Source organism: Streptomyces sp. L7 (genome assembly GCF_050990935.1).
Lineage (GTDB): Bacteria > Actinomycetota > Actinomycetes > Actinomycetales > Microbacteriaceae > Leifsonia.
This window is the reverse complement of record NZ_CP194644.1, coordinates 3767768-3789840: the sequence shown is the minus strand read 5'-3', so window position 1 is coordinate 3789840 and position 22073 is coordinate 3767768. Positions and strand designations below refer to the sequence as shown.

Sequence of the window (22073 nt, the reverse complement as noted above, 5' to 3'; positions counted from 1 at the left end):
CTCACCGCGGGGTCTGGCCCGCGTCGAAATAGGCGACAAGTTCGTCGTTCAGCGCGGGCACCGCCAGCGCCCGGCCATCGCCCCGCAAGGAGGCCGTGGCCGTCACGCCCGCGGCGACCGCGTTCCTCGCGGCGACAGGCGACGTGTCGGTGACGCCTCCCCGGCGCGCGAAGTCGAGGAACTCCGAGACCATGAGCGCGTCCGCCCCACCGTGGCCTCCGATCCCGCCGTCGACGACGAACGTCTCGTCGGCCGGAGCCGCGCCGTTGTGCCGCCGATTCCACAGCCGCACCTCCGAGCCGGCCGTGTCGCCGAAGTTCTCGATGCGGCCCTCGGTGCCGATGACGGTGTAATTGCGCCAGTAGTCGGGGGTGAAGTGGCATTGCTGATAGGAGGCGAGCGCACCATTGTCGAGCACGAGGTTGACCTGAGAGATGTCTTCGACGTCGATCACCGGGTTGAGGCCTTCCGCGGAGGCGGGCGGCCAGTTGTCGAGGCTGAACCAGTCCTGCATCCGCTCCCCCGACCGGTCCCGGCGGTCGGTCACGCCGCCGTACACCGCGAGCGCGCCCACGGCTTGGACCCGGCTCGAGAAACCGCCGGCCAGCCAGTGGATCACGTCGATGTCGTGGGCGCCCTTCTGGAGCAGGAGGCCCAGCGACTTCGACCGGTCGGCGTGCCAGTCCTTGAAGTAGTAGTCGCCGCCGTTTCCGACGAAGTGCCGGCACCAGACCGCCTTGACCTCGCCGATGCGGCCCTCGAGGATCAGCCGGCGCATCAGCGTGATCACCGGCATGTGGCGCATGTTGTGCCCGACGTACAGGCGGGAACCGGTCCGGTGCGCGGCTTCCAGGATGCGGTCGCTGTCGTCGATGGAGATCGCCAGCGGCTTCTCGCAGAACACCGCCAGTCCTGCCTCGAGCGCCGGAATCGCGACCTCGGCATGGCGGTCGTCCGGCGTGAGCACCATGACGGCGTCCAGCCCGAGGCCCAGGAGGTCGTCGAGACTGTCGGTGATCAGCGCATCGGTGAAATCCTCACGAGCGCGGGCACGGGAGACTTCATCCCGATCGCAAACGGCGACGACGACCGAGCCGGAGCCCGGGCGGTGCGCCTCACGGGCCACACCGCCGCGGTTGCCGTAGCCGATCACGCCGATCCTCAGGTCGGTCACGTGGTCATCCCTTCAGGAGGTCGAGCGCGTCGTCGCTCAGGGGGCTCCCCGACACCTTCGCCGCGTACAGCGCGGCGCCGATGTCCGGCTCGAAGACCGGAACGCGGAGGTCGTAGCCGTCGTACCGCTCGTCGAGCGACCGCCCGAAGGCCGCGAGCACCGCCTCGGAGCGGAACACGCCTCCCGAGTAGGAGACGGGGACCGTCTCGCCGTCCTCGTACCCGAGCGCGAGACGGGTGGTGTCGACCAGCTCGGCGAACTCCGCTCCGGCGTCCGCGAGGATGCGCGCGGCGACGGCGTCGCCGGCCGCGGCCGCCTCAGCGACCGTGGTCGACAGCGCGGCGATCCGGGTGCGCTCCTTCTGCCAGTCGGTGAGCACCAGGCCGATCGTGTCCAGGTCGTCCCGCACGCCGAGCCGTTCCCGCACGAGCTGGTGGAGCGGCCCGCGCGGGAGGCGGCCGTCGCTCATCCGCGTGAACGCGTTGAGACCGCGGGTGGCGATCCAATAGCCCGACCCCTCGTCTCCGAACAGCTCACCCCAGCCGCCGACGCGCACACCGGCTCCGTTCCGCTCGCCGTAGGTCATCGAGCCGGTGCCGCCGACCACGTTGATGCCGTCGCTCGCGCACAGCGATCCGGCCCACCCGCACACCATGTCGTTGACGCACAGGTAACGGTCGCCTGCGAGCACCGACCTCGGGACCCCGTCGAGCAGCGGCACGTCGGCGCCGACCTCCCCGTAGCCGGGCATCCCCACGACGGTGAAGTCGAGCTGATCCGGGGCGATACCGGCCTGCCTGCAGATGTCCTCGACGCCCTCCGCGAGTGTCCGCGTCACGGCCGCCGCCCCGAGCCGGTAGTAGTCGCTGCTCGGCTGCTGGGAGCGGGCGACCACGGCGCCATCGGAGTCGAGCAGGACGAAGGCGGTCTTGGTGCCGCCTCCGTCGATGCCGAGGAACCGGCTCACGCGCGCCCGCTTCCGTCCTCACCGAGCGGGTGGAGCCGCACACCCTTCACCACGCGGTTGACGTTGCCGTCCGGGAACGGGTTGTCGGGAGTGGTGCCGACCCGGAGGGCGAACGACAGGGCGAGGATCTGCGCGACGACGACGTACACGCTCGCCAGGAACGCGTCGTTCAGCGAGTCGAGCCCCTCGAACGCGATCGTGCGATCACCGTCGGCGACGACGCCGTCGGGACCGACCGCGACGACGCGCGCCGGGTCCAGCGCGGTGCGGAGCTCGGCGAGGATGTCGAGATCGTACTTGCGCGTGTACTCGTCGGACGAGATGAAGACGACCACGAGGGTCCGCTCGTCGAGCACCGACTTCGGTCCGTGCCGGAAGCCCAGCGCGGAGTCGTAGTAGCTGACCACCTGCCCGGCCGTCAGCTCCAGCAGCTTGAGCGCCGACTCCCGGGCGAGAGCCGTCAGCGGTCCGCTGCCCAGATAGACGACGCGGTTGCAGTCGAGCGTGGCGAGGTCGGCGATCGCGTCCCAGCCTTCGTCGACCACGCTCTCGGCCGCATCGTTCAGCGGCTGCACGGTCTGCGCGTCGCCGCCCCCGAGCACCAGCAGCACCGAGAGCAGCATCGACGTGAAGCTCGACGTCATGGCGAAGCCCTGGTCGTTCGCCCCGGCCGGCATGAGCAGCACGTACGAGTGCTCGCGACCCTGATGCTCCTGGTTGAGCTGCCCAGCGGGGTCGCAGGTGACGATCAGGTGACTAACGTCGCCGAGGCACTCGTCCGCCAAGCGGGTCGCAGCGACGCTCTCGGGGCTGTTGCCGGAACGGGCGAACGAGACCAGAAGGGTCGGGACGTCCTCGGCCAGGAACTCCCGCGGGTTCGACACGAGGTCCGTCGTCGCGATCGCCTCGATGCGACGGGACAGGAGCCGGGACAGCTCGGGAGCCGCGACACCGCCGACGAACGCCGACGTGCCGGCGCCGGTCAGGACGACGCGCAGATCGGGCCTCGCCAGCAGCGGCGCGAGGAACTCTTCGAGCTTGTCGCGGTCGGCAGCGATGTTCGCCGCGGCCTGGCGCCACACTTCCGGCTGGTGGCTGATCTCGCTGATGGTGAACCGGGCGCCTTCGCTCGCGGCTCGTTCGGTGGTGACGGAGCGTGTTTCAGACAAGGAGTTCTCCCTGGTTCGTAGCGGTTGTTGACAGAGTGCGGATCGCGGGGGCGGTGGCCGCCGCATACGGGCGGAGGGCGTCGCGGATCTTGTCGAGCACCAGGGCTCGCGGCGTCGGCTCGAGCTCGCCCGCGCGCACCCGGGCGTACTGGTCCGGCAGGAACTGGCCGATCAACGGGAGCGGCAGGGGGCGCCGCGACAGGTTCGCGTAGAGCCTCGCCTCGGCCTCCTCGATCTCGGGATCGGGCCAGTAGTACCGAAGCCGGTCGCTGTAGCTGTAGCGGCGGGCGATCCGCTGCTCGTCGGCGTCGCCCTCGTAGTAGCTCTGCCAGTAGCCGGGCTCGGCGAGCATCCGCCGGTCGATCACCTCGACGAGGTTCGATCGCTCGGCGGACGGGACGAGCTCCACCTCGATGGCGGCGAGGGCGAACAGCGCCTCCCTCATCGCGAACGTGAGACCGGGGCCGACCTTGAGGATCGCCCAGTGGTCCTCCACCAGCTCGCTGAGCCGCGACTCCAGCTGATAATCGGTCGAGTGGGCTTCGAAGACCATCCCCGGCTCGTCGCCGAGGACCTCGCGCAATGCCTCCGTGCGGGACCGCCGGTAGTCGATGACCTGGAGATGGTCGAACTCGACGCCCGGCTGCACGACCAACGCGACGATCCGCGGCCAGACGTCCAGCACGCCGGCGGCCTCGAACGCTTCGCGGTGACGGCGGAGCGTCTCGCGCGCCGCCTCCGCCGCGGTCGGGGTGAGCTCGCCGAGCGTCTCGTGCGCACCGCCGGGGACCGGCACCTCGGAGCCGATCACGTAGAGCTGCCGGCCTTCCTGACCGGTGCTGCGGGCGGTCTCCTCCGCGACGCGGAGCAGCCGGGCGCTGCGGGACGCGACGAGGTCGTCGCCGAGCGGCACCGGGTCGCCGGCACAGGACATGCTGCAATCGAGGTGGATCTTGGTGTATCCGGCTTCGACATAGGCGGCGACGAGCGCGTCGGCGTTCGCCATGGCCTGGTCGGCGGGCAGGTTCTGCCACCGGTTCGGTCCCAGGTGGTCGCCGCCGAGCACGATGCGCTCGCGCGGGAAGCCCTGCTGGTCGGCGATCGAGTGGACGAGCGCGCGGAAGTCGGCGGGGCGCATCCCGGTGTACCCGCCGAACTGGTCGACCTGGTTCGAGGTCGCCTCGATCAGCACGTAGTTGGAGTCGGCCGAGGCCTGGGCCATGGCGGCCTCCAGGACGACGGGATGGGCGGAGCAGATCGAGTGGATCCCGACCGGTTCTCCCGCCTTGTGCCGCCGGATCGTGTCCCACAGGTGGTCTCTCATCGTGCTCCCTCGAAGGTGGTCGGAACCGGCGCGATCAGCCGCTCGCAGAGCGCGGCCACGGACTCGGCGATGCCATCGCGGCCCAGGGCCAGGTAGCGGCGCGGGTCGGTCGCGGCGGAATCCCCGTCGAGGAACGAGCGGACGCCCGCGGTGAAGGCCACGTTCAGCGCGGTGCCGACATTGACCTTGCGGATGCCCGCCGAGATCGCCGCGGCGAGCGTCTCCAGCGGGACCCCGGAGGACCCGTGCAGAACAAGCGGGACGGGCACCGTTCGCGCCAGCTCGGAGACCAGCGCGAGGTCGAGCCGGGCGTCGGCCGTCGTCATCGCGTGCGACGAGCCCACCGCCACGGCGAGCCCATCGACCCCGGTCGCCGCCACGAAGGAGGCGGCCTCGGCGGGGTCGGTGCGCACGCCGGGCGCGTGTGCGCCGTCCTTGCCGCCGATCGCGCCGAGCTCGGCCTCCACCCACAGCCCGCGCTCGTGGGCGCGCTCGGTCGACGCGTGCGTGCGGGCGACGTTCTGCGCGTAGTCGTGGTGAGCCTCGTCCACCATGATGGAGGTCGCGCCGACATCTCCCGCGAGCGAGATGAGCCGCTCGGCGAGCTGAGCGTCCTGGATGTGGTCGAGGTGGAGGCTCACCGGGACGGCGCTCTCCTCCGCCAGACGATCGCACGCTGCCAGCAGCGGGGCGAAGCGACCGCCGTGATATCGGATCGCGTTCTCGCTGAGTTGCAGGAGAACCGGAGTGCCGGCCGCCTCCGCCCCTGTGATGATGCCTTCGGCGTGCTCGAGCGTGATCACGTTGAACGCGAGCACGGCGCTGGTGCGGGAGACCGCGTCGTCGACGAGCTCCCGGGTGGTCGCGCGGCTCATGCGGCGAATCGATCGTAGTGCGACGGATCGGCGGCGACGGCGTCGTCGAGGATCCGTCGGGCGGTCACGGTGTCGGGCACGAGCGGGTCGAGCGTGAGCGCCTGCAGCGCGAGCTCCCGCGCACCGGTGACGGCGGCCTCCACCGTCAGCTCCTGCTGGTGCGCGCGTGCGGTGAGCACCGCCGCGATCGCGTCGGGCAGGCGACCGACCGAGAGGGACTGGATGCCGTGAGCGCCGACGACGGCGGGCACTTCGACGACCGCCTCGGGCGGAAGGTTCTCGATCGCGCCCCGGTTCGGCAGGTTCACCGCGAGCTCCACGTGCTCGCTCCCGGTGCGAAGCGCCTCGGCGATCGCCACCAGCCGCTCCGCCTCCTGGTTGCGGGAGGGGGCGAGCGGCTCGCTGCCGTCGGCCTGGGCTCGCAGCGAGTCCCAGAGCCGGCCCTTCTCGTCGATGTACTCCCGGGTCATGTCCTGACCGCCCTGCAGCCCCCAGCCGAGCCGGCCGTCCTGACTGAAGGCCAGGTAGCCGGAGAAGAACTCGGAGACGTGCCGGTCACCCGGCGCGGGATAGAGACCGAAGGTGCGCATGAGGTCGGCCGAGACGGCGGACTGCACGCCCTCGTGGCGGGAGGCCGGGGCCTCGCGCCCTCCGGCGCGCGCCTCCACCAGCTCCCGGAGCTGCGGGTACAGGTCGCGCGACCCCGAGCGGATGTCGAGCAGCCAGCAGAGGTGGTTCAGCCCGGCGAAGCGGGCCGTCACCGTCGCCGGGTCGATTCCGAGACCGCCGAGGTCGGCGGCGAGGGCCGCCCGGGTGTGCATGGTGCCGTGACAGAGCCCGACCGCGTTCACGGCGGTGTGCTTGCTGACGGCGCGCACGTTGGCCGTGAGCGGGTTGCTGTAGTTGATGAGCTGCGCCGTCGGGGCCGCGTCGGCGATGTCTGTCGCGATGGCGAGGAGCTCCGGCACGTGGCGTAGCGCGCGCAGCACACCGCCGGGGCCGACACTGTCTCCGACCGTCTGGTGGATGCCGTACGCCTCGGGGATGTCGAGGTCTGCGCGCCAGCCGTCGGCCGAGCCGACGGCGATGGTCGTCGCGACGAAGCGCGCGTCCTTCAGCGCCTCGCGGCGGTCGGTCGCGGCCTCCACGCGCATGGTCGAGCCGGCCGTCTCGGCGATGCGGCGCCCCAGACGGGCCATCGTCTCGGCGGCCTCCGGAACCACATCTACCAGACGCACCTCGACGTCGTCGAACGTGCGCGAGCTCGCGAGGTCGCTGAGCAGCCCCGGCGTGAAGACGGTGCTCCCGGCACCGATGAGGACGAACGCGTCCTGCGTCATCGGACGCTCCCTCTCATTTGACGCTCCCGGTGAGGAGTCCGCTGACGATGTACCGGTTGAGCAGCACCGCGATGACCGCCGGCACCGCCACGGCGATGACGCCGGCCGCGCTCATCAGCGAATAGGGCACGGTGTGGCGCCCCTGCAGCGCTGCGATGACGACCGTCAGCGGCTGGGTGGAGAGGTCGCTGGAGAGCACGAGCGGGAACAGGAACTGCGCCCACGCCGACAGGAAGGTGATGATGGCGACCGAGACGATGCCGGGCCGGGCCAGCGGCAGCACCACGTGCCACAGCACCCGCATCCGGCTCGCGCCGTCCACCTGGCCGGCCTCTTCGAGCGCGATCGGCAGGCTGCTCATGTAGTTGTAGAGGATCCACGTCGCGAGCGGCAGGAAGCCGGAGACGTAGACGAGCACGATCCCCGTGTACGTGTTGACCAGGCCGAGGCCCGTCATCATCTGATACAGCGGGATCAGGGTCGCGTACGCCGGGAACGCCATGGTCGCGAGCACCGCGTAGAACAGCACGGTTCGTCCGCGGAACGTCATGCGGGCGAAGGCGTAAGCCGCGAGCGTCGCCAGGACGACCGTCACGATCGTCGCCACCGTGCACTCGATGAAGATGTTCAGCATCGACTGGCGGATGGAGTCCGACAGGTCGCCGCTGCCGCCGAGCAACGTGAGGTAGTTCTGGATCGACGGCGTCGGAGGGAGGTAGTTCGCCGGTTTGGCGCTGATCTGCGCGTCCGTCTGCAGGCTCGTGTTGAGCACCCAGTACAGCGGCAGCAGGGTCCAGACGAGGATGAAGGCGACGCCGAGAGGGCGTGCGAGAGAGCGTCGGCGCATCAGAACTCCACGGGACGGTAGACGAGCCTCACGACGCCGAGCGAGACGATCAGCGTGGCCAGCGTGATGAGCAGGGAAAGCGCATAGCCCTGACCGAAGTCGAGGTTCTGGAAGCTGATGAAGTAGGTCTGCATCGTGACGGACGAACCGGTCGCCGCCGCACCGTTGAGCACGTACGGCTGGTCGAACACGTTCAGTGTCGCGATCACGGCCTGGACCATCGCGACGGCGATGCCGGGCCGGGCGAGCGGCAGGGTGATGCGGCTGAACATCCGGAACCCGGTGGCGCCGTCGAGCGCCGCCGCCTCGTACAGCTCGCCGGGGATGTTCTGCAGCGACGCCAGGACGAGCAGGGCCGACAGCGGCGTGATCTGCCAGATCTGCACCAGCTCGATCGCGAGGATGGTGACGAACTGGTTCTGGCCGAGGAACACCTGGTAGTGATCGATCAGGTGCAGCGACGACAGCACGCTGTTCAGGAGGCCGTTGTTGCTGTCCCAGATGCCGGTCCAGACGATGCCCTCCACGACGCCGGGAAGAGCCCAGGGCAGGATCAGGATCGCGACGAGCACCGAGCGCCCGCGGAACGGTTTCTGCAGCGTCACCGCGAAGACGATGCCCAGCACCGTCGAGAGCACGACGCCGATGATCACATAGAGCACGGTGTTGCCCATGCTCGCGATGATCCCCGGGTCGGAGAACAGGGCGAAGAAGTTCCCCAGCCCGGTGAAGCGGTCCGGCGGGTTCAGCGGCTGGATCTTGAAGAACGCCTCGACGAGGGTGATGCCAGCGGGCACCAGCGCCAAGCCGATGATGAACACCGCGAGCGGCGCCACCAGGGCGTAGGGCAGGAAGTCGAGCCGGCGGATGACCCGGGAGCGCCGGCCGCCCGGCCCGCCGGCCGGCCGGGTGGTGCCCGGCCGGCTGCGGGTTGCGACGTCGGCGCTCATCGGCGCTCGTCGCTCATGGTCGTTGCTTTCATGGTGCTTTCTCTCACGAGCCGTTCGACAGCTTCGTCGCCTGCGCCGCGATCGCCTTGATCGCCGCATCCACGCTCATGCTGCCGACGGCGGCGGCGTGCAGGTTGGTGCTCACCGAGCGCGAGAACTCCGGGTACCAGGAGGGCGCTCCCGAGGCGAACACCGGCTTGGACTTCCCGAGCAAGTCGCTGAGCACCGCCCCCTGTGCGAGCTGGCCGTTGTCGGTGAGGATCTTCATGGCCGAGAGCCGCGAGGGGGTCGGGTAGTTGGGCATCACCTTGGACGGTCCGCTCGCGCCGGCGAAGTCCGCCTGGTTCTGGGTGGCCGTGATCCATTCGATGAACTTGGCCGCCGCCGCAGGGTATTTAGCCGCCTTGGGGATGCCGATGCCGTCGGGGTTGCCGAGGTTGCTGGTGGTGCCGTCGACGCCCGGGGTCGGGATGTACTCGGTCTTGCCGGTGACGGTCGAGGTGGCCGGCACGTCGTAGAGGCTGCCCACGTTGCCCGAGTAGTCCGAGAAGGTGGAGGACACGACGCCCTTGGCCATCAGGTTCTGCATGCCCTGCGAGTCGGTGACGTTGATGTTGCCGGCCGGGACCAGCCCGTTCTTCATGCTGTCGACCATCCACTGCGCCGCCTTGTAGCCGCCGGAGCTGGGGCTCGCGAACTGCGGCTTGCCCTTCGAGTCGAGGAGGGTGCCCCCGAACGCCTCGGTCGCCTCGTACCAGTAGGTCGAGAGCCCTTCGGCAGCCGCGAACGGGATGTTGAGCGGCGTGCTCGAGACACCCTTCGCCTTGATCTGCTTGAGGTCGTCGGTGTACTCGCTCATCGTCGTCGGCATCGTGGTGATGCCCGCCTGCGCGAACTGCTCCTTATTGACCGTGGTCACCATGTACGAGGAGTCGAACGGGATGCCGATGACCTTGCCGCCCGACTCGAAGGAGCTGAGCTGAGGCATGTCGGCCTTCAGCTTCTTCGTGTCGATGTAGTTGTCGATCGGGTAGAACCAGTCGAGCTTGCTGAGCTGGCCGACGCGCGACCAGTCGACGTCCGTGACATCGGCGAAGTAGGTCTTCGACGTCGCGGCGGCGGCGATCTTGGTCTGCAGGCTGTCCCAGTCGATGCTGGTCCACTTGACCGTGATGCCGGTGCTCTTGGTGAAGGCGTCGAGTGCGGCCTTCGGCGGCGCCGGGTTCATCCACGCGACGGTGATGGTCGCGCCCTTGGTCTGGGACGATCCACCGCCGGTGCCGCCGGTGCATCCGGTCAAGGCGAGTCCGGCCGCGACAACGCCGGCGATGACTGCGGTTCGGGTGTGGCGTCTGGGCTTGAGCGTCATTGTGCTCCTCCTAGGGCAAAGGGAGCGTGTCAGCGGCAGTGCTGAGTGACACGCGATTTGAGCAACCATTACATGCAATGCGCGCTATCGCAAAAGATTCGAGCAAAAAATCCGCCGATTTGCCCGAATGAACATATTTGACGATTGAAATTGATTTTTTGCACATTGAACTTGCTCATTCGCTATAGTTCGACTGTGCAGCGCAAAGAGAGACTCCACCACATCGTCTCCTCCATCGTCGACAACGTCACGATGGAGGTGCCCGACCTCGCTGCCGAGTTCGGGGTCTCGGAGGCGACCATCCGTCGCGACCTCGAATACCTCGAGGAGCAGCAGCTGGTGAGCCGCACGCGGGGCGGGGCGACGACCCACGTGGCCTTCAACGACCTCCCGCTCGGCTTCAAGACCTCCCAGGACTCGGCGGAGAAGCAGCGCATCGCCCGCAGCGCCGCCGCCTTCCTCGACGGGGCGCGCGTCGTCGGCCTGACCGGGGGGACCACGACCAACGAATTCGCCCGGCAGCTGATGGGACGCCGCGGGCTCACCGTCGTCACGAACGCCCTGAACATCGCGAGCAGCCTGGTGAGCAACCCGGGCCTGCGCGTCTTCTCCGCAGGCGGGGAGGTGCGCAGCAGCAGCCAGGAGGTGGTCGGTCCGAGCGCCGAGTCGTTCCTCTCGGAGTACAACATCGACGTGTCGTTCCTCGGCGTCGACGGCGTCGACACCAAGGCCGGCTGCACCAACTACGACCCGATCGGCGCGCGCGTCAACGGGGTCATGTGCAACCGCTCGCGCATGACCGTCGTGCTGGCGGACGCCACCAAGATCGGCCGCGTGGCGCTGGCGAGCGTGTGCTCGATGTCCGAGGTGGATGTGCTGATCACGGACACCCGGGCGCCGCAGTCCGCGGTCGACGCCATCCAGCGCCTCGGCTGCCGCGTGATCTGCGCCTGAATCCAGTCCAGCCTGTGCGGTTCTTCAGAAACGCGCAGTTTTGCGCGCGATTAATGCACGAAGATTGTGCGAAGTGCGCAGCGCATGCAATATTGGCCGCATGGTCAAAGTAGCCTTCATCGGCGCAGGAAGCGTCGAGTTCACACGTAACGTCGTCACCGATCTCTGCAGCTTCCCCGAGCTCCAGGGCCAGTTCGAGCTGTCCCTCCACGACATCGACGCCGAACGGCTCGGCTACGCCGACGCCCTGGCCAAGCGCATCAGCGAGCAGCTCGGCGCGGACGCGCGGGTCACCTCCAGCCTCGACCGCCGGACGGCTGTGGCCGACGCCGACTACGTCATCAACGAGATCCAGGTCGGCGGCTACAGCGCCACCCGCAGGGACTTCGACATCCCGGCGCGCTACGGCCTCCGCCAGACCATCGGCGACACGATCGGCATCGGCGGCATCTTCCGCGGGCTTCGCACCATCCCCGTGCTCACCGGGATCGGAGACGACCTCGCGGAGGTCGCGCCCGACGCGTACCTGCTGAACTACAGCAACCCGATGGCGATGCTCCCCTGGGCCGTCACCGCCGGCACCGCGTTCTCGCGCATCGTCGGCCTCTGCCACTCGGTCCGCGACACCCACCACCAGCTCGCCGACCTCGTCGGGGTGCCGGAGGACGAAATCGTCTTCCAGACCGCCGGCTTCAACCACCAGGCGTTCGTCCTCCGCTTCGAGCGCGACGGGCAGGACCTCTACCCGCGGCTGCGCGAGGTGATCGACGGCGACCCGGAGCTTCAGCGCCGGGTCCGTGTCGAGCTCTTCCGCCGCTTCGGCTACTTCCCCACCGAGTCGAGCGAGCACAGCGCGGAGTACGTGCCGTGGCTGATGCACCGCGACGAGGACATCGAGCGCTTCCGCATCCCGGTCGGCGAATACCTCACGCGCTCCGAGCGGAACATCGAGGAGTTCGACGAGACGCTCGCCACCCTGCAGGCGGAGGGCGACCTCGACCTGCAGCCGACCTCCGAGATGGCGTCCGAGTTCATCCGCGCGCACGTCACCGGCGCTCCGGCGGAACTGTACGTGAACGTGGTGAACGACGGACTGATCGACGGCCTCCCGGCGGAGTGCTGCGTGGAGGTCCCCGCGACCGTCGACGCGGACGGCCTGCACCCGCAGGCCGTCGGCGCGCTGCCGCCTCAGGTGGTCGCGCTGAACCGCACCTTCCTCAACGTCGTGGAGCTGACCGTCAAGGCCGTGCTCGAAGGCGACCGCGAGCACGTCTACCACGCAGCGATGCTCGACCCCAACGCCGCCGCGACGCTCGGGCTCGACGACATCCGGAGCATGTGCGACGAGCTCCTGGTGGCGCACGGCGACCTCATCCCGGAGGCTCTCCGCCTGTCCTGAGGCATGCCGCGCCGGATCCGCTCTCGGTCCCCGGCGCGGTCGCCCTCCACGAAGGGAGCACACGCGTGAGGATCGGCATCCTCGGCACCGGACCGATGACCACGGCTCTCGGCGCGCGGTTGACGCGTGCCGGGCACGACGTGGTCATCGGCTCCCGCGACCCCGCCCGCGCGCAGCGGCTCAGCGAGCGGCTCGGAGCAGCCGGAGGGGTCGACTACCGGGAGGCCGCTCGGTCCGACGTCGTCGTGATCGCCGTGCATGACACCGAAGTGCTGCAGATCGTGGCCTCCCTCGCCGATGCGCTCGACGGCGTCGTCGTCATCGACCTCAACAACCCGATCGACCCGCCCTCCTACGAGAGCAGGTACTCAGGCACGGCCTCCCTCGGCGAGCGCGTGGCCGACGCAGCTCCCGGGGCGAGAGTCGTCAAGGCGTTCAACACCGTCTACGCGGAGCGGCTTTCCGAAGGCGCGCACGAGCGATCGGGCCCGGTGCAAGTCTTCGTGGCCTCCGACGATCAGCCCGCCAAGGAAACGGTCGCCGGCCTGGTCCGGCAGATCGGTGCCGAGCCGGTCGATGTGGGGCCGCTCCGCGTCTCCCGTCACCTGGAGGCGCTGGCCGGATTCGAAGTCGACCTGGTGGAGCGCGGCTTCGCGCAGGTGGTCGGGTTCCGGATCATCGTCGACGCCGACGGGTGAGGGGGCGCTGCGCCTGGGGCCGTTCTGCGCGCTCTGCTCGCATGTTCCTCGAATTCGTCTCCCTGACCGTGTCCTGCCGGCATTCGCCGCGGGGCTCGGCGGCATTCAGGTGTTCGCGCGCACGGGCGTCTCCGCCCACGTTGAGCACGACGGTCGCGGTGACGTCCCTACTAGAGGATTCCGCGAAGGAAGCCGCCGACGACGCCGAGAGGAGAGACCGGAAGCGGCAAGGAAGGCAAGGGCGGCGTCGGCACCTGGACAACCGGCGGAGGTGCGACCGGGGGCGCTGGCGGCGTGACGGGCGGTGGCGTGACTGCCGGCGGCTGCGGCGCCGGCACGGGTTGGGCAGGCGCCGCACTACCAGTGCCGGCCCCTACGGCACCGCCCGTGTTTCCGGCCGGGCCGCCACCCCCGGTTACGCCCGTTGCGGGCGTGCTGCCCGACTCGGCCGGCGCCGAGACGGTTCCCGGGGCCGTCGAGCCGGCCGCATTCTGAGGGGGCGTCGAGACACTGGACCCTGCCGGTGCGACCGTCAGGTCGATCGTCGCACCCTTCGCCGCACGTGCTCCCGCGCCCGGCGACTGCCGGATCACGACATAGTCCGTCCGGCCCGTCGCGGGCTCGCCGGACGCCGTACGGAACTCCGTCGAGAACCCGCGTGCGGCCAACGCGTCCCTTGCCCCGGACTCCGAGGCGCCGACCACGTTCGGCACCGACAGCGCGACGACAGGAGCTGCACCAGCCGCTGAGGAATGCGAGTGCGCAGGCGTCGGCAACAGGTCGGTCGTTCCGAATGGCGTGACGGCGAGCGCCGCCACCAGCGCGGCGGTCACGACAGCGCCGGTCGACAACGGGTGGTCGACGATGACATCGCCGACTCGGCGGAGTCCGCCTACCCGCGCGACGTGCCTGCCCACCATTCTCTCTTCCCTGCTGATGGTTCAGTCGGCTGGCAGACCGCTAGCCGACGGCGGAGACTGTACGCCGGGAGCACAGTATTCGGGAGGGCGGCCAGGAGACTGCCAGGCAGGATGGGGCGCGAGTCAGCTGCGCGGCGCTCAGGCCTCGGGGGCGAGCGCGTAGACAGCGGCGTCGCTTCTTTCGTGTACCGGCCGGTACGGTGGGATTTCAACCCGTATACCGCCCTTTAAATATCAGACCCGGACATCTCTGACGAACGGTGTTGCGGAACTGTGACGTAGTGGGCACAGCATGCCCATCGAGGAGCCGCCCCAATCGCATCCGACACCCCTGCCTCACAACCCGATGACCACGTGCAACGGTTCTGCACCGGCCCCGAGGCGCTCGATCTGCTCGAGCACAAGACGAGCCATCCTCGGCGCCATCGCCGTCGAATTGCCTCCGACATGCGGCGCCACGATCACGTTCGGCAGCGCCAGCAGCGGATGCCCGGCGGGCAAGGGTTCGGGCTCGGTCACGTCCAGCGCGGCACGCAGACGACCGGACGCGGTTGCCCGGATCAACGCTTCCGTGTCGACGACAGCGCCCCGTGCCACGTTGACCAGGAGCGCGTCGTCCGGGAGGGACTCGAGGAAGGCGTCATCGACGAGGCCTGTCGTCTCCGCTGTGAGGGGAAGTGCAAGAATGACGATCTCCGCGCCGTGCAGCAGCTTCGCGAGTTCCGAGATCGGATGCACGTCTCCGAGTTCGTCCCTCCGTCCGGTCCTGGCGAATCTGGTGAGCCGGACCTCGAAGGGCGCTAGGCGCGCTGCGATCGCACGGCCGACTCCCCCTGCGCCGAGGAGAAGCACGTGACGGTCGGCGAGGCTCGGGTACCTTCGCTCGATCGGCTGCCCCACCTCCGACTGACGGACGAAGTCGTCGAGCCCGCGCTGCGATGCCAGGATCAGGCCCAGCGCCAACTCGGCCGTCGATGACTCGTGCACCGTCGCCGCGTTTGCGTATCGCACGCCGGGTGGCAGCACCCCGGCTACGCCGTCGTAACCGAGCATCTGTCCTTGCACCAAGCGCGGACGGACCGCCGCGACCGCTGCGAGTCGCCCCAGCCAGTCCCCCATGTACGGCGCGACCACGAGATCGATCCGCGCGCGCGGAGGCGGCGCGGCGAGATCCCATTCGATCACCTCGACATCGGGCGGCACCGCGCCGGTCGCGGCGAGCGCCGCCACAAGCGTCCCATCGGGGATGGAGACCGTGAACGTCATCGATGTGCGGGCCGGTGGTCGGGAAACCTGCGGCGTTCCCACGCGCGCGCAATGTGCTCCCGCATGGACGCCTGGGCGGCTCCCACGTCTTGACTCGCGATGGCCTCCACGACAGCCGAGTGCTCCGCAAGCGTAAGGCCGAACGCGCCTTCGGGGTCCACGCCCTGGTACCGGTTGCTCTCGAGCGCCCGCTTGAAGAGCACCTTGGCGATGTTCTCGGCGAGGCGGTTGCCTGAGAGCTCCATCACCGTGAAGTGAAACAGGATGTCGGCCTGCCGGAAGGAGTCCGAGTCCTGCTCGCTGGAACGCATCGTCTCAAGGCTCCGTTGCAGCCGCACCAATTGCTCCGCGCTCCGAGTCGCAGCCGCAGTGCCTGCCATCGACGACTCGAGGCTGGCCCGCACCTCGCTCAGCTCATCGAGGACGCCGAGGGAGGCGTCGTTGTCGACGAGCGCGGAGAGCACGACCGGGTCGAGCACGTTCCACGAACTGAACGGGGTCACCCGGGTGCCGCGCCCCTGCGCCACCGTGACCAGGCCCTTCTCCTCCAGGCGCTTCACCGACTCCCGGATCACCGTGCGGCTCACGCCGAACTGGTCGGCGAGCGGCCCCTCCGGCGGCAGGAGCTCGCCCGGCTGCACCTGCCCGGTGACGATGACCTCGACCAGGTCGGCGACCACGACAACGCCGAGCCGGGCCTGCGGCACGCGCCGCGCCAGTACGCGCGCCGATCCGGGCTCCGCGGCAGGCTCGGTCTCGCTGGAGTTGCCGGTGTCTGGGCGCCCGATCCGTCGCGGCGCGGGGATGTCCACATGGCCTTCTCGCTCGTTCGTGTCGCTCATTCTGCTCGCAGTCGTAGGTTCTGCATCCCGCCATCCACGGCGAGGGCGATGCCGGTGGTCGAGGAAGCGCGCGGCCCGGCCAGATAAGCCACCGCATCGGCGACCTCGTTTGCGGTGACCAGCCGGCCATGCGGCTGGCGCGCCTCCAATGATGCCCGCTCTGCGGCAGGGTCGTCTGCCGCTTCGAGCAGCCGGACGACCCAGGGGGTGTCCGCGGTACCGGGGTTCACCGCGTTGACCCGCACACCTTCGCGGAGGTGGTCGGCGGCCATCGCCCGGGTGAGAGCGAGCACAGCGCCCTTGCTGGCGCTGTAGACCGCTCGCTCGGGCAGTCCGGCCGTGGCCGCGATGGAGCACGTGTTGACGATCGCGGCGTGGGGTGAACGCTTCAGATGGGGCATCGCCGCGCGACTGACGCGCGCCGTGCCGATGACATTCACGTCGAGGACCCGTTGCCAGGTGGCGTCATCCGAGGTCTCGACGGTTCCGGCGGCCCCGATGCCCGCATTGTTGATGAGCACGTCGAGGCGATCGAATCGTTCGACGACGGCTTCGATGCCATCACGCACGGACACATCATCCGACACATCGACCGCGAAGGACGCGTGCCGGGCCGAGGCGGCGAGATCGAAGACCGCGACGGTCGCGCCCTCGGACGCGAGCCGGTCGGCGATCGCTGCGCCGATCCCGGACGCGCCTCCCGTCACTACGGCGACGAGCCCGGTGAAGTCGTTCTGCTGATCGGTCATGCGGTGGCTCCTCTTCCAGGGTACGTGCTCATGCGTCGGCCAGGTGTTGGGTGGCACGCCCGAGTCCGTCGATCTCGAGGGTGACGGTGTCGCCCGCCCGGAGATACGGGTTGCCGGGCAGGCCGAGCGCGACGCCGGCCGGCGTTCCGGTGTTGATCAGGTCCCCCGGTCGCAGCACCATGAACTGGCTGAGGTACCAGACGACGTGCTCCACGTCGAAGATCATGTCGGCGGTGGAGCCGTTCTGCCGCTGGGCGCCGTTGACCCACAACCGCAGGCCCAGCGCCTGCGGGTCCGGGATCTCGTCGGCGGTCACGACGAACGGGCCCAGCGGGTTGAAGGTCTCGCAGCTCTTGCCCTTGTCCCACTGCCCGCCACGTTCGATCTGGAACTCGCGCTCCGACACGTCGTGCGAGAGCACGTATCCGGCGATCACCGACTTCGCGTCGGCCGGCGAGTCGAGGTACCGTGCAGTCCTGCCGATGACGACGCCGAGCTCGACCTCCCAGTCGGTCTTGACCGAGGCTCGAGGAATCAGCACGACCGAGTCGGCCGCGACGATCGTTCCGGGGTCCTTCATGAACACGACGGGTTCAGCCGGGATCGCCGCTCCCGTCTCCTCCGCGTGATCGCGGTAGTTCAGACCGATGCACACGATCTTGCTCGGCGGCGCGATCGGAGGCTCCAACCGGACGTCCGCGAACGGTACACCGGGGAGCGCGCCGGAACGCGCCTCGTCGAGGAGTGCCGCGTGATCGGCATCGGCCAGGAACTCGCCGGTGATCGCCGGTGTGCGGGCGCTGATGTCGAAGACGCGGTCGTCCACAAGGAGCGCGGGGACGACCCCCGCGTCGGTGCGGTGATGCAGATACTTCATGATTCCTTCCGGTTGAACTCGATCGGGACGGCCGAGGCGTCGAGCAGGCCCTCGGCGACGAGGTCGGACCACATGGCGTCGGGCACGTGCGCGGCGAAGCTGTCGGCGTTCTGATCGACCTGCTCGGCGGTGCGCAGTCCCACGGTCACGTTGACGACGGCGGGATGCAGCAGCGGGAACGCCATCGCCGCCGCAGGCAGTTCCACGCCGTATGCCCGGCAGATCGCCGCGAGACGCCGGGCCCGGTCGATGAGCTCCTGCGGCGCATCGCCGTAGTCGTACTTGTCGCCGGCCCGGGGACGGCTCGTGGACAGCAGCCCCGAGTTGAACACCCCGACGGCGACCACGGAGACTCCCGCCCGGGCGGCAGGCTCGAGAACGGTGTCCAACGCTCCCTGCTCGAGGAGCGAGTAACGGCCGGCGAGCATGATGACGTCGAGCAGGCCGTCGTCGATCAGCTCCTTCAGGCCCTCCACCGAGTTCGTGCCGACGCCGACCGCGCCGACCACTCCCTGGCGCTGCAGGTCCCGGAGGGTTTCGAGGGCTTCTCGAGCGGATTTCGGCGAGCACTGGTCGGGGTCGTGCGCGTAGACGATGTCGATCCTGTCGGTGCCGAGCCGGGCCAGGCTGGCGTCGAGGGAGGCGAGGATGCCCTCTCTGCTGAAATCCCACCGGCGCACGAGGTCGCCGGGCACGGCGAACCCCTCCGTGTCGCGAGCGGTGGGTGCTGGATTCGGGACGAGAAGGCGACCGACTTTCGTCGAGAGCACGTATTCCTCGCGAGGCAGGCCGCTCAGTGTCGCGCCCAGGCGTCGTTCCGACAACCCCAGCCCATAATGCGGGGCGGTGTCGAAGTACCGGATGCCGCGGTCCCAGGCGCGCTGAACCGCGCCGGCCGCCTCCGCATCGGTCGTCTCGCGATACAGGTTGCCGAGACTCGCGCCGCCGAAGCCGAGGCCGCCGACCTCGACGCCGGCGGCGCCGACCCGTCGACGTGTGGGCGCGCTCATGCGGTCACCGGTGCACGGTAGACGGCGGCAGCGGTCCCACCGAAGATCGCATCCTGCTCCTGCGACGAGAGCGACGCCAGGGTCCGGCGCAGCGTCGACTCCCAGTCTTCTGCGCCTGCGGCGAGCTCGACCACAGGGTAGTCCGAGCCGTAGAGAAGCCGTTTCGGACCGAACGCCTCCAGCCCTACCTCCACGGCACGTGCGAGTTCTAGGGCAGGCCAAGGATGGCGACCTACAGCCGTCACCAGCCCCGACAGCTTCGCGGACACGTTGGGCTCGCCGGCGAGCGCGGTCAGATTGCGCCGCCACACCGTCAGATCGTCGCCGAGCGGAGGGTTACCGAGGTGGTCGAGCACGAAGCCCAGCTCGGGGTGCGCCCGCACGATCGAGTGAGCGAGCGGCAGCTGATAGTCGCGAAGGATCAGGTCGAACACCAGGCCGTCAGCGGCCAGCGCGTCCAGGCCACGCGCGACGTCGTCGCTCAGCAGCCACGCGGCGTCGCGCTCCACGTGCGCCAGATGGCGGATGCCGCACAGAGCGTCGCCGCCGGCTCCGGCGCGCAGCACCGCGACCTGCTCCGCCACGTCGCCCGTCAGGTCGACCCAGCCCACCACTCCCGAGACCGCCGGATCGTCCGCCAGGGCGAGCAGGTCCACCGTCTCGTCGAAGCTGTTGACCGACTGGACGAGGACCGCGGTGTCCACGTCGGTCAGCGCCAGCATCGCTCGCAATTCGGCGACACCGAAGTCACGGTCGATCCGGCTCATCGTGGCCGGGTCGATCCAGTCCTGAGGGTGGCGTGCGCGCTCCCACAGATGCACGTGGCCGTCGATCGTCGCGCTCACGAGAGATGCCAGAGCTCGTCGATCGGCTGCCAGAGCGCCCCGGGCTCGCGTTCGTCCGCGATGCGCACCTGACACGGGTCGGTCCTGGTCCACCACTCCCGGGTGACCGGGTCCTCACCGATGCGTGCCATATCCGCCTCGTGGTCGTCCCCCGCGTACTCGTAATACGCGAAGAGAATCTCCCCGAAGGCGAAGATCGTGTAGTTCGTGACGTTGCACTCCCGCAAGGTCGCCTCGACCTCGGGCCACACAGCGCGATGCAACTCGAGATACTCCTCCCGCCGTTCCGGTTTGACGCCGACCACCAGCGCATGCCTCTCGCTCACGGCAGCTCCGGAACCACGCGGTCGCGGATGCGCGCGCGACGCTCGACGTAGGCGGGGAGGATCTCGACCTCGTCGCTGTCGAACCAGTCGAAAGCCTGTGTGGAGGCCGTGAGCGCGAAGTTGGCCCACGGCTCGAACGAGCCGGAGCGGATGACCACCTTCGCTCTCTGCACGTGGTCGGAGATGAGCGTCTCGTGATCGGCCGGTGAGAATTCGGCGCCCGACCCCGTGAAGATGGACTGCACCTCCGCGTAGAGGGTCGGATGGTGGCTCTTCAGCTCGGGGGCGAACTCCGCTCGTTCGATATCGACGAATCGCAGCACGAGCCGCAGCAGGTCGCGCACATCCACCAGACCGTCGGTGATGCCGAGGTCGATACGGTTCGCGGTCGCGGGAATCGGGAAGCCGGCATCGGTCACGACGACGAGGTCGGTGTGGCCGAGTGTCGCGAACGCGCTCGCCAGCCCGGGGTGCAGGAGAGCGCCGCGCCTCATGCCGTCACCGCCGTCGACGCGAGCAGCGCCTCCACTGCCGCCCGATCGCGGTAGGAAGGAACGGTCTCCCACCTCTCGCAGCAGAGTGCGGCCGCCGCGTTCGCGAAGACCACCGCCTCCGGAAGCGTCCGGCCTTCCGCGAGCCCGACGGCGAGCGCCGCGCTGAAGCTGTCGCCTGCGCCGTTGGAGTCGACGACATCGACGACGTGAGCGAGCACGTGCAGGTATCCGTCCGGCGTGAACACGTCGACTCCCTCCTCGCCCCGCGTGATGACGACATTCTCCACGCCGAGCGCTCGCAGTTCGTCGGCGATGACGGCGTTGTCGACATCGGTATGTGGATCGCGGCCCACGAGGACGCGGGCCTCGGTCTGGTTCGGGGTCAGCACGTCGATGCCCTCCAGAGGTCCGGTCAGCCGTGCGGCGGGAGCCGGGTTGAGGATGGTGACGGCCCCTGCAGCGTGGGCGCGGCTCAGACCGTGAAGCGCTGTCGGAAGGGGGATCTCCAGCGGCGCGAGGACGACCGCAGCGTCGGTGACCCGTCCACCGGCTGCGACGACGTCGTCGGGCGAGAACAGCTCGTTGGCGCCGAGGTCGACGACGATCACGTTGCGGCCCTCCTCGTCTTTGACGATCAGGCCGACACCGGTGGAGCGCTCGCTCGTGGTCCGCACGGCGGTCGTGTCTACTCCCTCGTCACGCATCAGCTCGAGGAACTCGGCCCCGAGCGCGTCGGTGCCGACCACGCCGACGAACGTGGTCCGCGCACCCAGCCGGGCGGCCTGCACCGCCATGTCGGAGCCCTTCCCGCCGAACTCCTGGCGATAATCCCGTCCGAGAACGGTCTCTCCGGCGAGGGGTATCCGGTCGGCGGTGATGACGATGGCCTTCGCGTACGAGCCGAGCACCGTCACACGTGGCGACGCGGGCTCAGTACGCATCGGCGTCGCCCGTCAGCCCGTCGACGATGGCGGGACCGGAGCTGGTGCCGACGAGTTCCGCACCCGCCTGGAAGAGCACCTGCATCTTCTCGATGGTGTTGACCTTGCCCGAGACCTTGACCCGGCAGGGAGGCTGGATGTTGGCCTTCAGGAGCCGCACGTCCTCGACGGTCGCCGCGTAGCCGCCCTTACCCCAACCGCTGGACTGCTTGACCCAGTCGACGCCGGCCTCGTACGAGAGCCTCGTGGCTGTCACCTTCTGCGCCACGTCGAGGAAACCGAACTCGAGCATGACCTTGACGAGAATGCCCTCGCTGTGGGCCAGCGCCACGATCTGCTCGATCTCGTCCGCGTACTCCCGCTCCTGACCGCCGATCAGGTAGCCCGGGTTCGGCGGGAAGTCGAACTCGTCCACCCCGGTCTTCGCCAGCGCCGTCAGGGCGGCCAGCTTCATCTCGAGTGTGTCGTTGGCCATGGGGAAGTTGAGCGTGGAGGCGACGCGTACCCCTGTGCCGGCCAGCACATCCTTCGCCAGCGAGACCCACACGGGTGCGATCATCGCGGCGTCGAAGCGGTATGCGGCGCAGGTCTCCAGGTGGACGATGACGCCGGCCTTGGTGAGCTCCGGGTTGACGTTCGTGTACTGGATAGCCTTGGCAACCTGGGCAGGGACGCTGAAGTCGATGGTGGTCGGGGTCTCGGTCGGTGTGGCGTCGATGGTCATGGGTTTCCTTCCA

23 protein-coding genes are annotated in these 22073 nt (G+C 69.2%); 3 read left to right on the top strand and 20 right to left on the bottom strand.

What is annotated here, in order from left to right:
- Position 1 precedes the first annotated feature (1 nt).
- The 9 genes from ACR5MH_RS19195 to ACR5MH_RS19155 are packed head-to-tail and all read right to left on the bottom strand — an operon-like array spanning position 2 to position 10015.
- Positions 2-1174: a Gfo/Idh/MocA family protein gene (locus tag ACR5MH_RS19195; protein ID WP_431348642.1), complete on the bottom strand. Its 1173-nt coding sequence runs from the start codon at positions 1172-1174 to the stop codon at positions 2-4.
- 4 nt (positions 1175-1178) lie between these two features.
- Positions 1179-2141, bottom strand: coding sequence for a BadF/BadG/BcrA/BcrD ATPase family protein (locus tag ACR5MH_RS19190; protein WP_431348641.1), 963 nt, complete (start codon positions 2139-2141; stop codon positions 1179-1181).
- On the bottom strand, positions 2138-3310 hold the full coding sequence (locus tag ACR5MH_RS19185; RefSeq protein ID WP_431348640.1) for an SIS domain-containing protein: 1173 nt from the start codon (positions 3308-3310) through the stop codon (positions 2138-2140). Before ACR5MH_RS19185 ends, ACR5MH_RS19190 begins: the two co-directional genes overlap by 4 nt.
- Positions 3303-4634 (bottom strand): D-tagatose-bisphosphate aldolase, class II, non-catalytic subunit, encoded by a 1332-nt coding sequence (locus ACR5MH_RS19180; protein WP_431348639.1) that lies wholly within the window; start codon positions 4632-4634, stop codon positions 3303-3305. The genes ACR5MH_RS19185 and ACR5MH_RS19180 overlap by 8 nt, the downstream gene beginning before the upstream one ends.
- Positions 4631-5509 (bottom strand): class II fructose-bisphosphate aldolase, encoded by an 879-nt coding sequence (locus ACR5MH_RS19175; protein ID WP_431348638.1) that lies wholly within the window; start codon positions 5507-5509, stop codon positions 4631-4633. The genes ACR5MH_RS19180 and ACR5MH_RS19175 overlap by 4 nt, the downstream gene beginning before the upstream one ends.
- Complete coding sequence (locus ACR5MH_RS19170; RefSeq protein WP_431348637.1) at positions 5506-6849, bottom strand: hypothetical protein; 1344 nt, start codon at positions 6847-6849, stop codon at positions 5506-5508. Before ACR5MH_RS19170 ends, ACR5MH_RS19175 begins: the two co-directional genes overlap by 4 nt.
- Positions 6850-6862: 13 nt before the next feature.
- Positions 6863-7696 carry a carbohydrate ABC transporter permease gene (locus ACR5MH_RS19165; RefSeq protein ID WP_431348636.1) on the bottom strand — a complete coding sequence of 278 codons (834 nt, stop codon included), beginning with the start codon at positions 7694-7696 and terminating at the stop codon, positions 6863-6865.
- On the bottom strand, positions 7696-8646 hold the full coding sequence (locus ACR5MH_RS19160) for a carbohydrate ABC transporter permease (RefSeq protein ID WP_431348635.1): 951 nt from the start codon (positions 8644-8646) through the stop codon (positions 7696-7698). The genes ACR5MH_RS19165 and ACR5MH_RS19160 overlap by 1 nt, the downstream gene beginning before the upstream one ends.
- Before the next feature lie 43 nt (positions 8647-8689).
- Positions 8690-10015 (bottom strand): ABC transporter substrate-binding protein, encoded by a 1326-nt coding sequence (locus ACR5MH_RS19155; RefSeq protein ID WP_431348634.1) that lies wholly within the window; start codon positions 10013-10015, stop codon positions 8690-8692.
- A gap of 195 nt (positions 10016-10210) precedes the next feature.
- Between ACR5MH_RS19155 and ACR5MH_RS19150 the strand changes: the two genes are divergently transcribed.
- From ACR5MH_RS19150 to ACR5MH_RS19140, 3 genes are all read left to right on the top strand, one after another.
- Positions 10211-10969 carry a DeoR/GlpR family DNA-binding transcription regulator gene (locus ACR5MH_RS19150; protein ID WP_431348633.1) on the top strand — a complete coding sequence of 253 codons (759 nt, stop codon included), beginning with the start codon at positions 10211-10213 and terminating at the stop codon, positions 10967-10969.
- 100 nt (positions 10970-11069) lie between these two features.
- Positions 11070-12368, top strand: coding sequence for an alpha-galactosidase (gene melA / locus ACR5MH_RS19145; RefSeq protein WP_431348632.1), 1299 nt, complete (start codon positions 11070-11072; stop codon positions 12366-12368).
- Between the two features lie 65 nt (positions 12369-12433).
- A complete protein-coding gene (locus ACR5MH_RS19140; RefSeq protein WP_431348631.1) occupies positions 12434-13066 on the top strand; it encodes an NADPH-dependent F420 reductase in 633 nt (210 codons plus the stop codon).
- Between the two features lie 170 nt (positions 13067-13236).
- Here the strand turns inward: ACR5MH_RS19140 and ACR5MH_RS19135 are convergent, their stop codons facing one another.
- The 11 genes from ACR5MH_RS19135 to deoC form a co-directional block, all read right to left on the bottom strand.
- Positions 13237-13986: a PASTA domain-containing protein gene (locus ACR5MH_RS19135; RefSeq protein WP_431348630.1), complete on the bottom strand. Its 750-nt coding sequence runs from the start codon at positions 13984-13986 to the stop codon at positions 13237-13239.
- A gap of 336 nt (positions 13987-14322) precedes the next feature.
- Entirely contained in the window at positions 14323-15252 is a 930-nt protein-coding gene (locus tag ACR5MH_RS19130; protein WP_433862067.1) for a 2-hydroxyacid dehydrogenase, read from the bottom strand.
- Positions 15249-16094, bottom strand: a complete 846-nt coding sequence (locus ACR5MH_RS19125; protein ID WP_431348629.1) for a FadR/GntR family transcriptional regulator — start codon at positions 16092-16094, stop codon at positions 15249-15251. The genes ACR5MH_RS19130 and ACR5MH_RS19125 overlap by 4 nt, the downstream gene beginning before the upstream one ends.
- A complete protein-coding gene (locus tag ACR5MH_RS19120) occupies positions 16091-16843 on the bottom strand; it encodes an SDR family NAD(P)-dependent oxidoreductase (RefSeq protein WP_431348628.1) in 753 nt (250 codons plus the stop codon). The genes ACR5MH_RS19125 and ACR5MH_RS19120 overlap by 4 nt, the downstream gene beginning before the upstream one ends.
- A 28-nt stretch (positions 16844-16871) precedes the next feature.
- On the bottom strand, positions 16872-17720 hold the full coding sequence (locus ACR5MH_RS19115; RefSeq protein WP_431348627.1) for a fumarylacetoacetate hydrolase family protein: 849 nt from the start codon (positions 17718-17720) through the stop codon (positions 16872-16874).
- Positions 17717-18730, bottom strand: a complete 1014-nt coding sequence (locus ACR5MH_RS19110) for an aldo/keto reductase (protein ID WP_431348626.1) — start codon at positions 18728-18730, stop codon at positions 17717-17719. Before ACR5MH_RS19110 ends, ACR5MH_RS19115 begins: the two co-directional genes overlap by 4 nt.
- Entirely contained in the window at positions 18727-19575 is an 849-nt protein-coding gene (locus tag ACR5MH_RS19105) for an amidohydrolase family protein (RefSeq protein WP_431348625.1), read from the bottom strand. Before ACR5MH_RS19105 ends, ACR5MH_RS19110 begins: the two co-directional genes overlap by 4 nt.
- Positions 19572-19901, bottom strand: a complete 330-nt coding sequence (locus ACR5MH_RS19100) for an L-rhamnose mutarotase (protein ID WP_431348624.1) — start codon at positions 19899-19901, stop codon at positions 19572-19574. Before ACR5MH_RS19100 ends, ACR5MH_RS19105 begins: the two co-directional genes overlap by 4 nt.
- Positions 19898-20395, bottom strand: a complete 498-nt coding sequence (locus ACR5MH_RS19095; RefSeq protein WP_431348623.1) for an RbsD/FucU domain-containing protein — start codon at positions 20393-20395, stop codon at positions 19898-19900. The genes ACR5MH_RS19100 and ACR5MH_RS19095 overlap by 4 nt, the downstream gene beginning before the upstream one ends.
- Positions 20392-21336 carry a ribokinase gene (locus ACR5MH_RS19090; RefSeq protein WP_431348622.1) on the bottom strand — a complete coding sequence of 315 codons (945 nt, stop codon included), beginning with the start codon at positions 21334-21336 and terminating at the stop codon, positions 20392-20394. The genes ACR5MH_RS19095 and ACR5MH_RS19090 overlap by 4 nt, the downstream gene beginning before the upstream one ends.
- Entirely contained in the window at positions 21326-22060 is a 735-nt protein-coding gene (gene deoC / locus ACR5MH_RS19085; protein ID WP_431348621.1) for a deoxyribose-phosphate aldolase, read from the bottom strand. The genes ACR5MH_RS19090 and deoC overlap by 11 nt, the downstream gene beginning before the upstream one ends.
- Between the last annotated feature and the right edge of the window lie 13 nt (positions 22061-22073).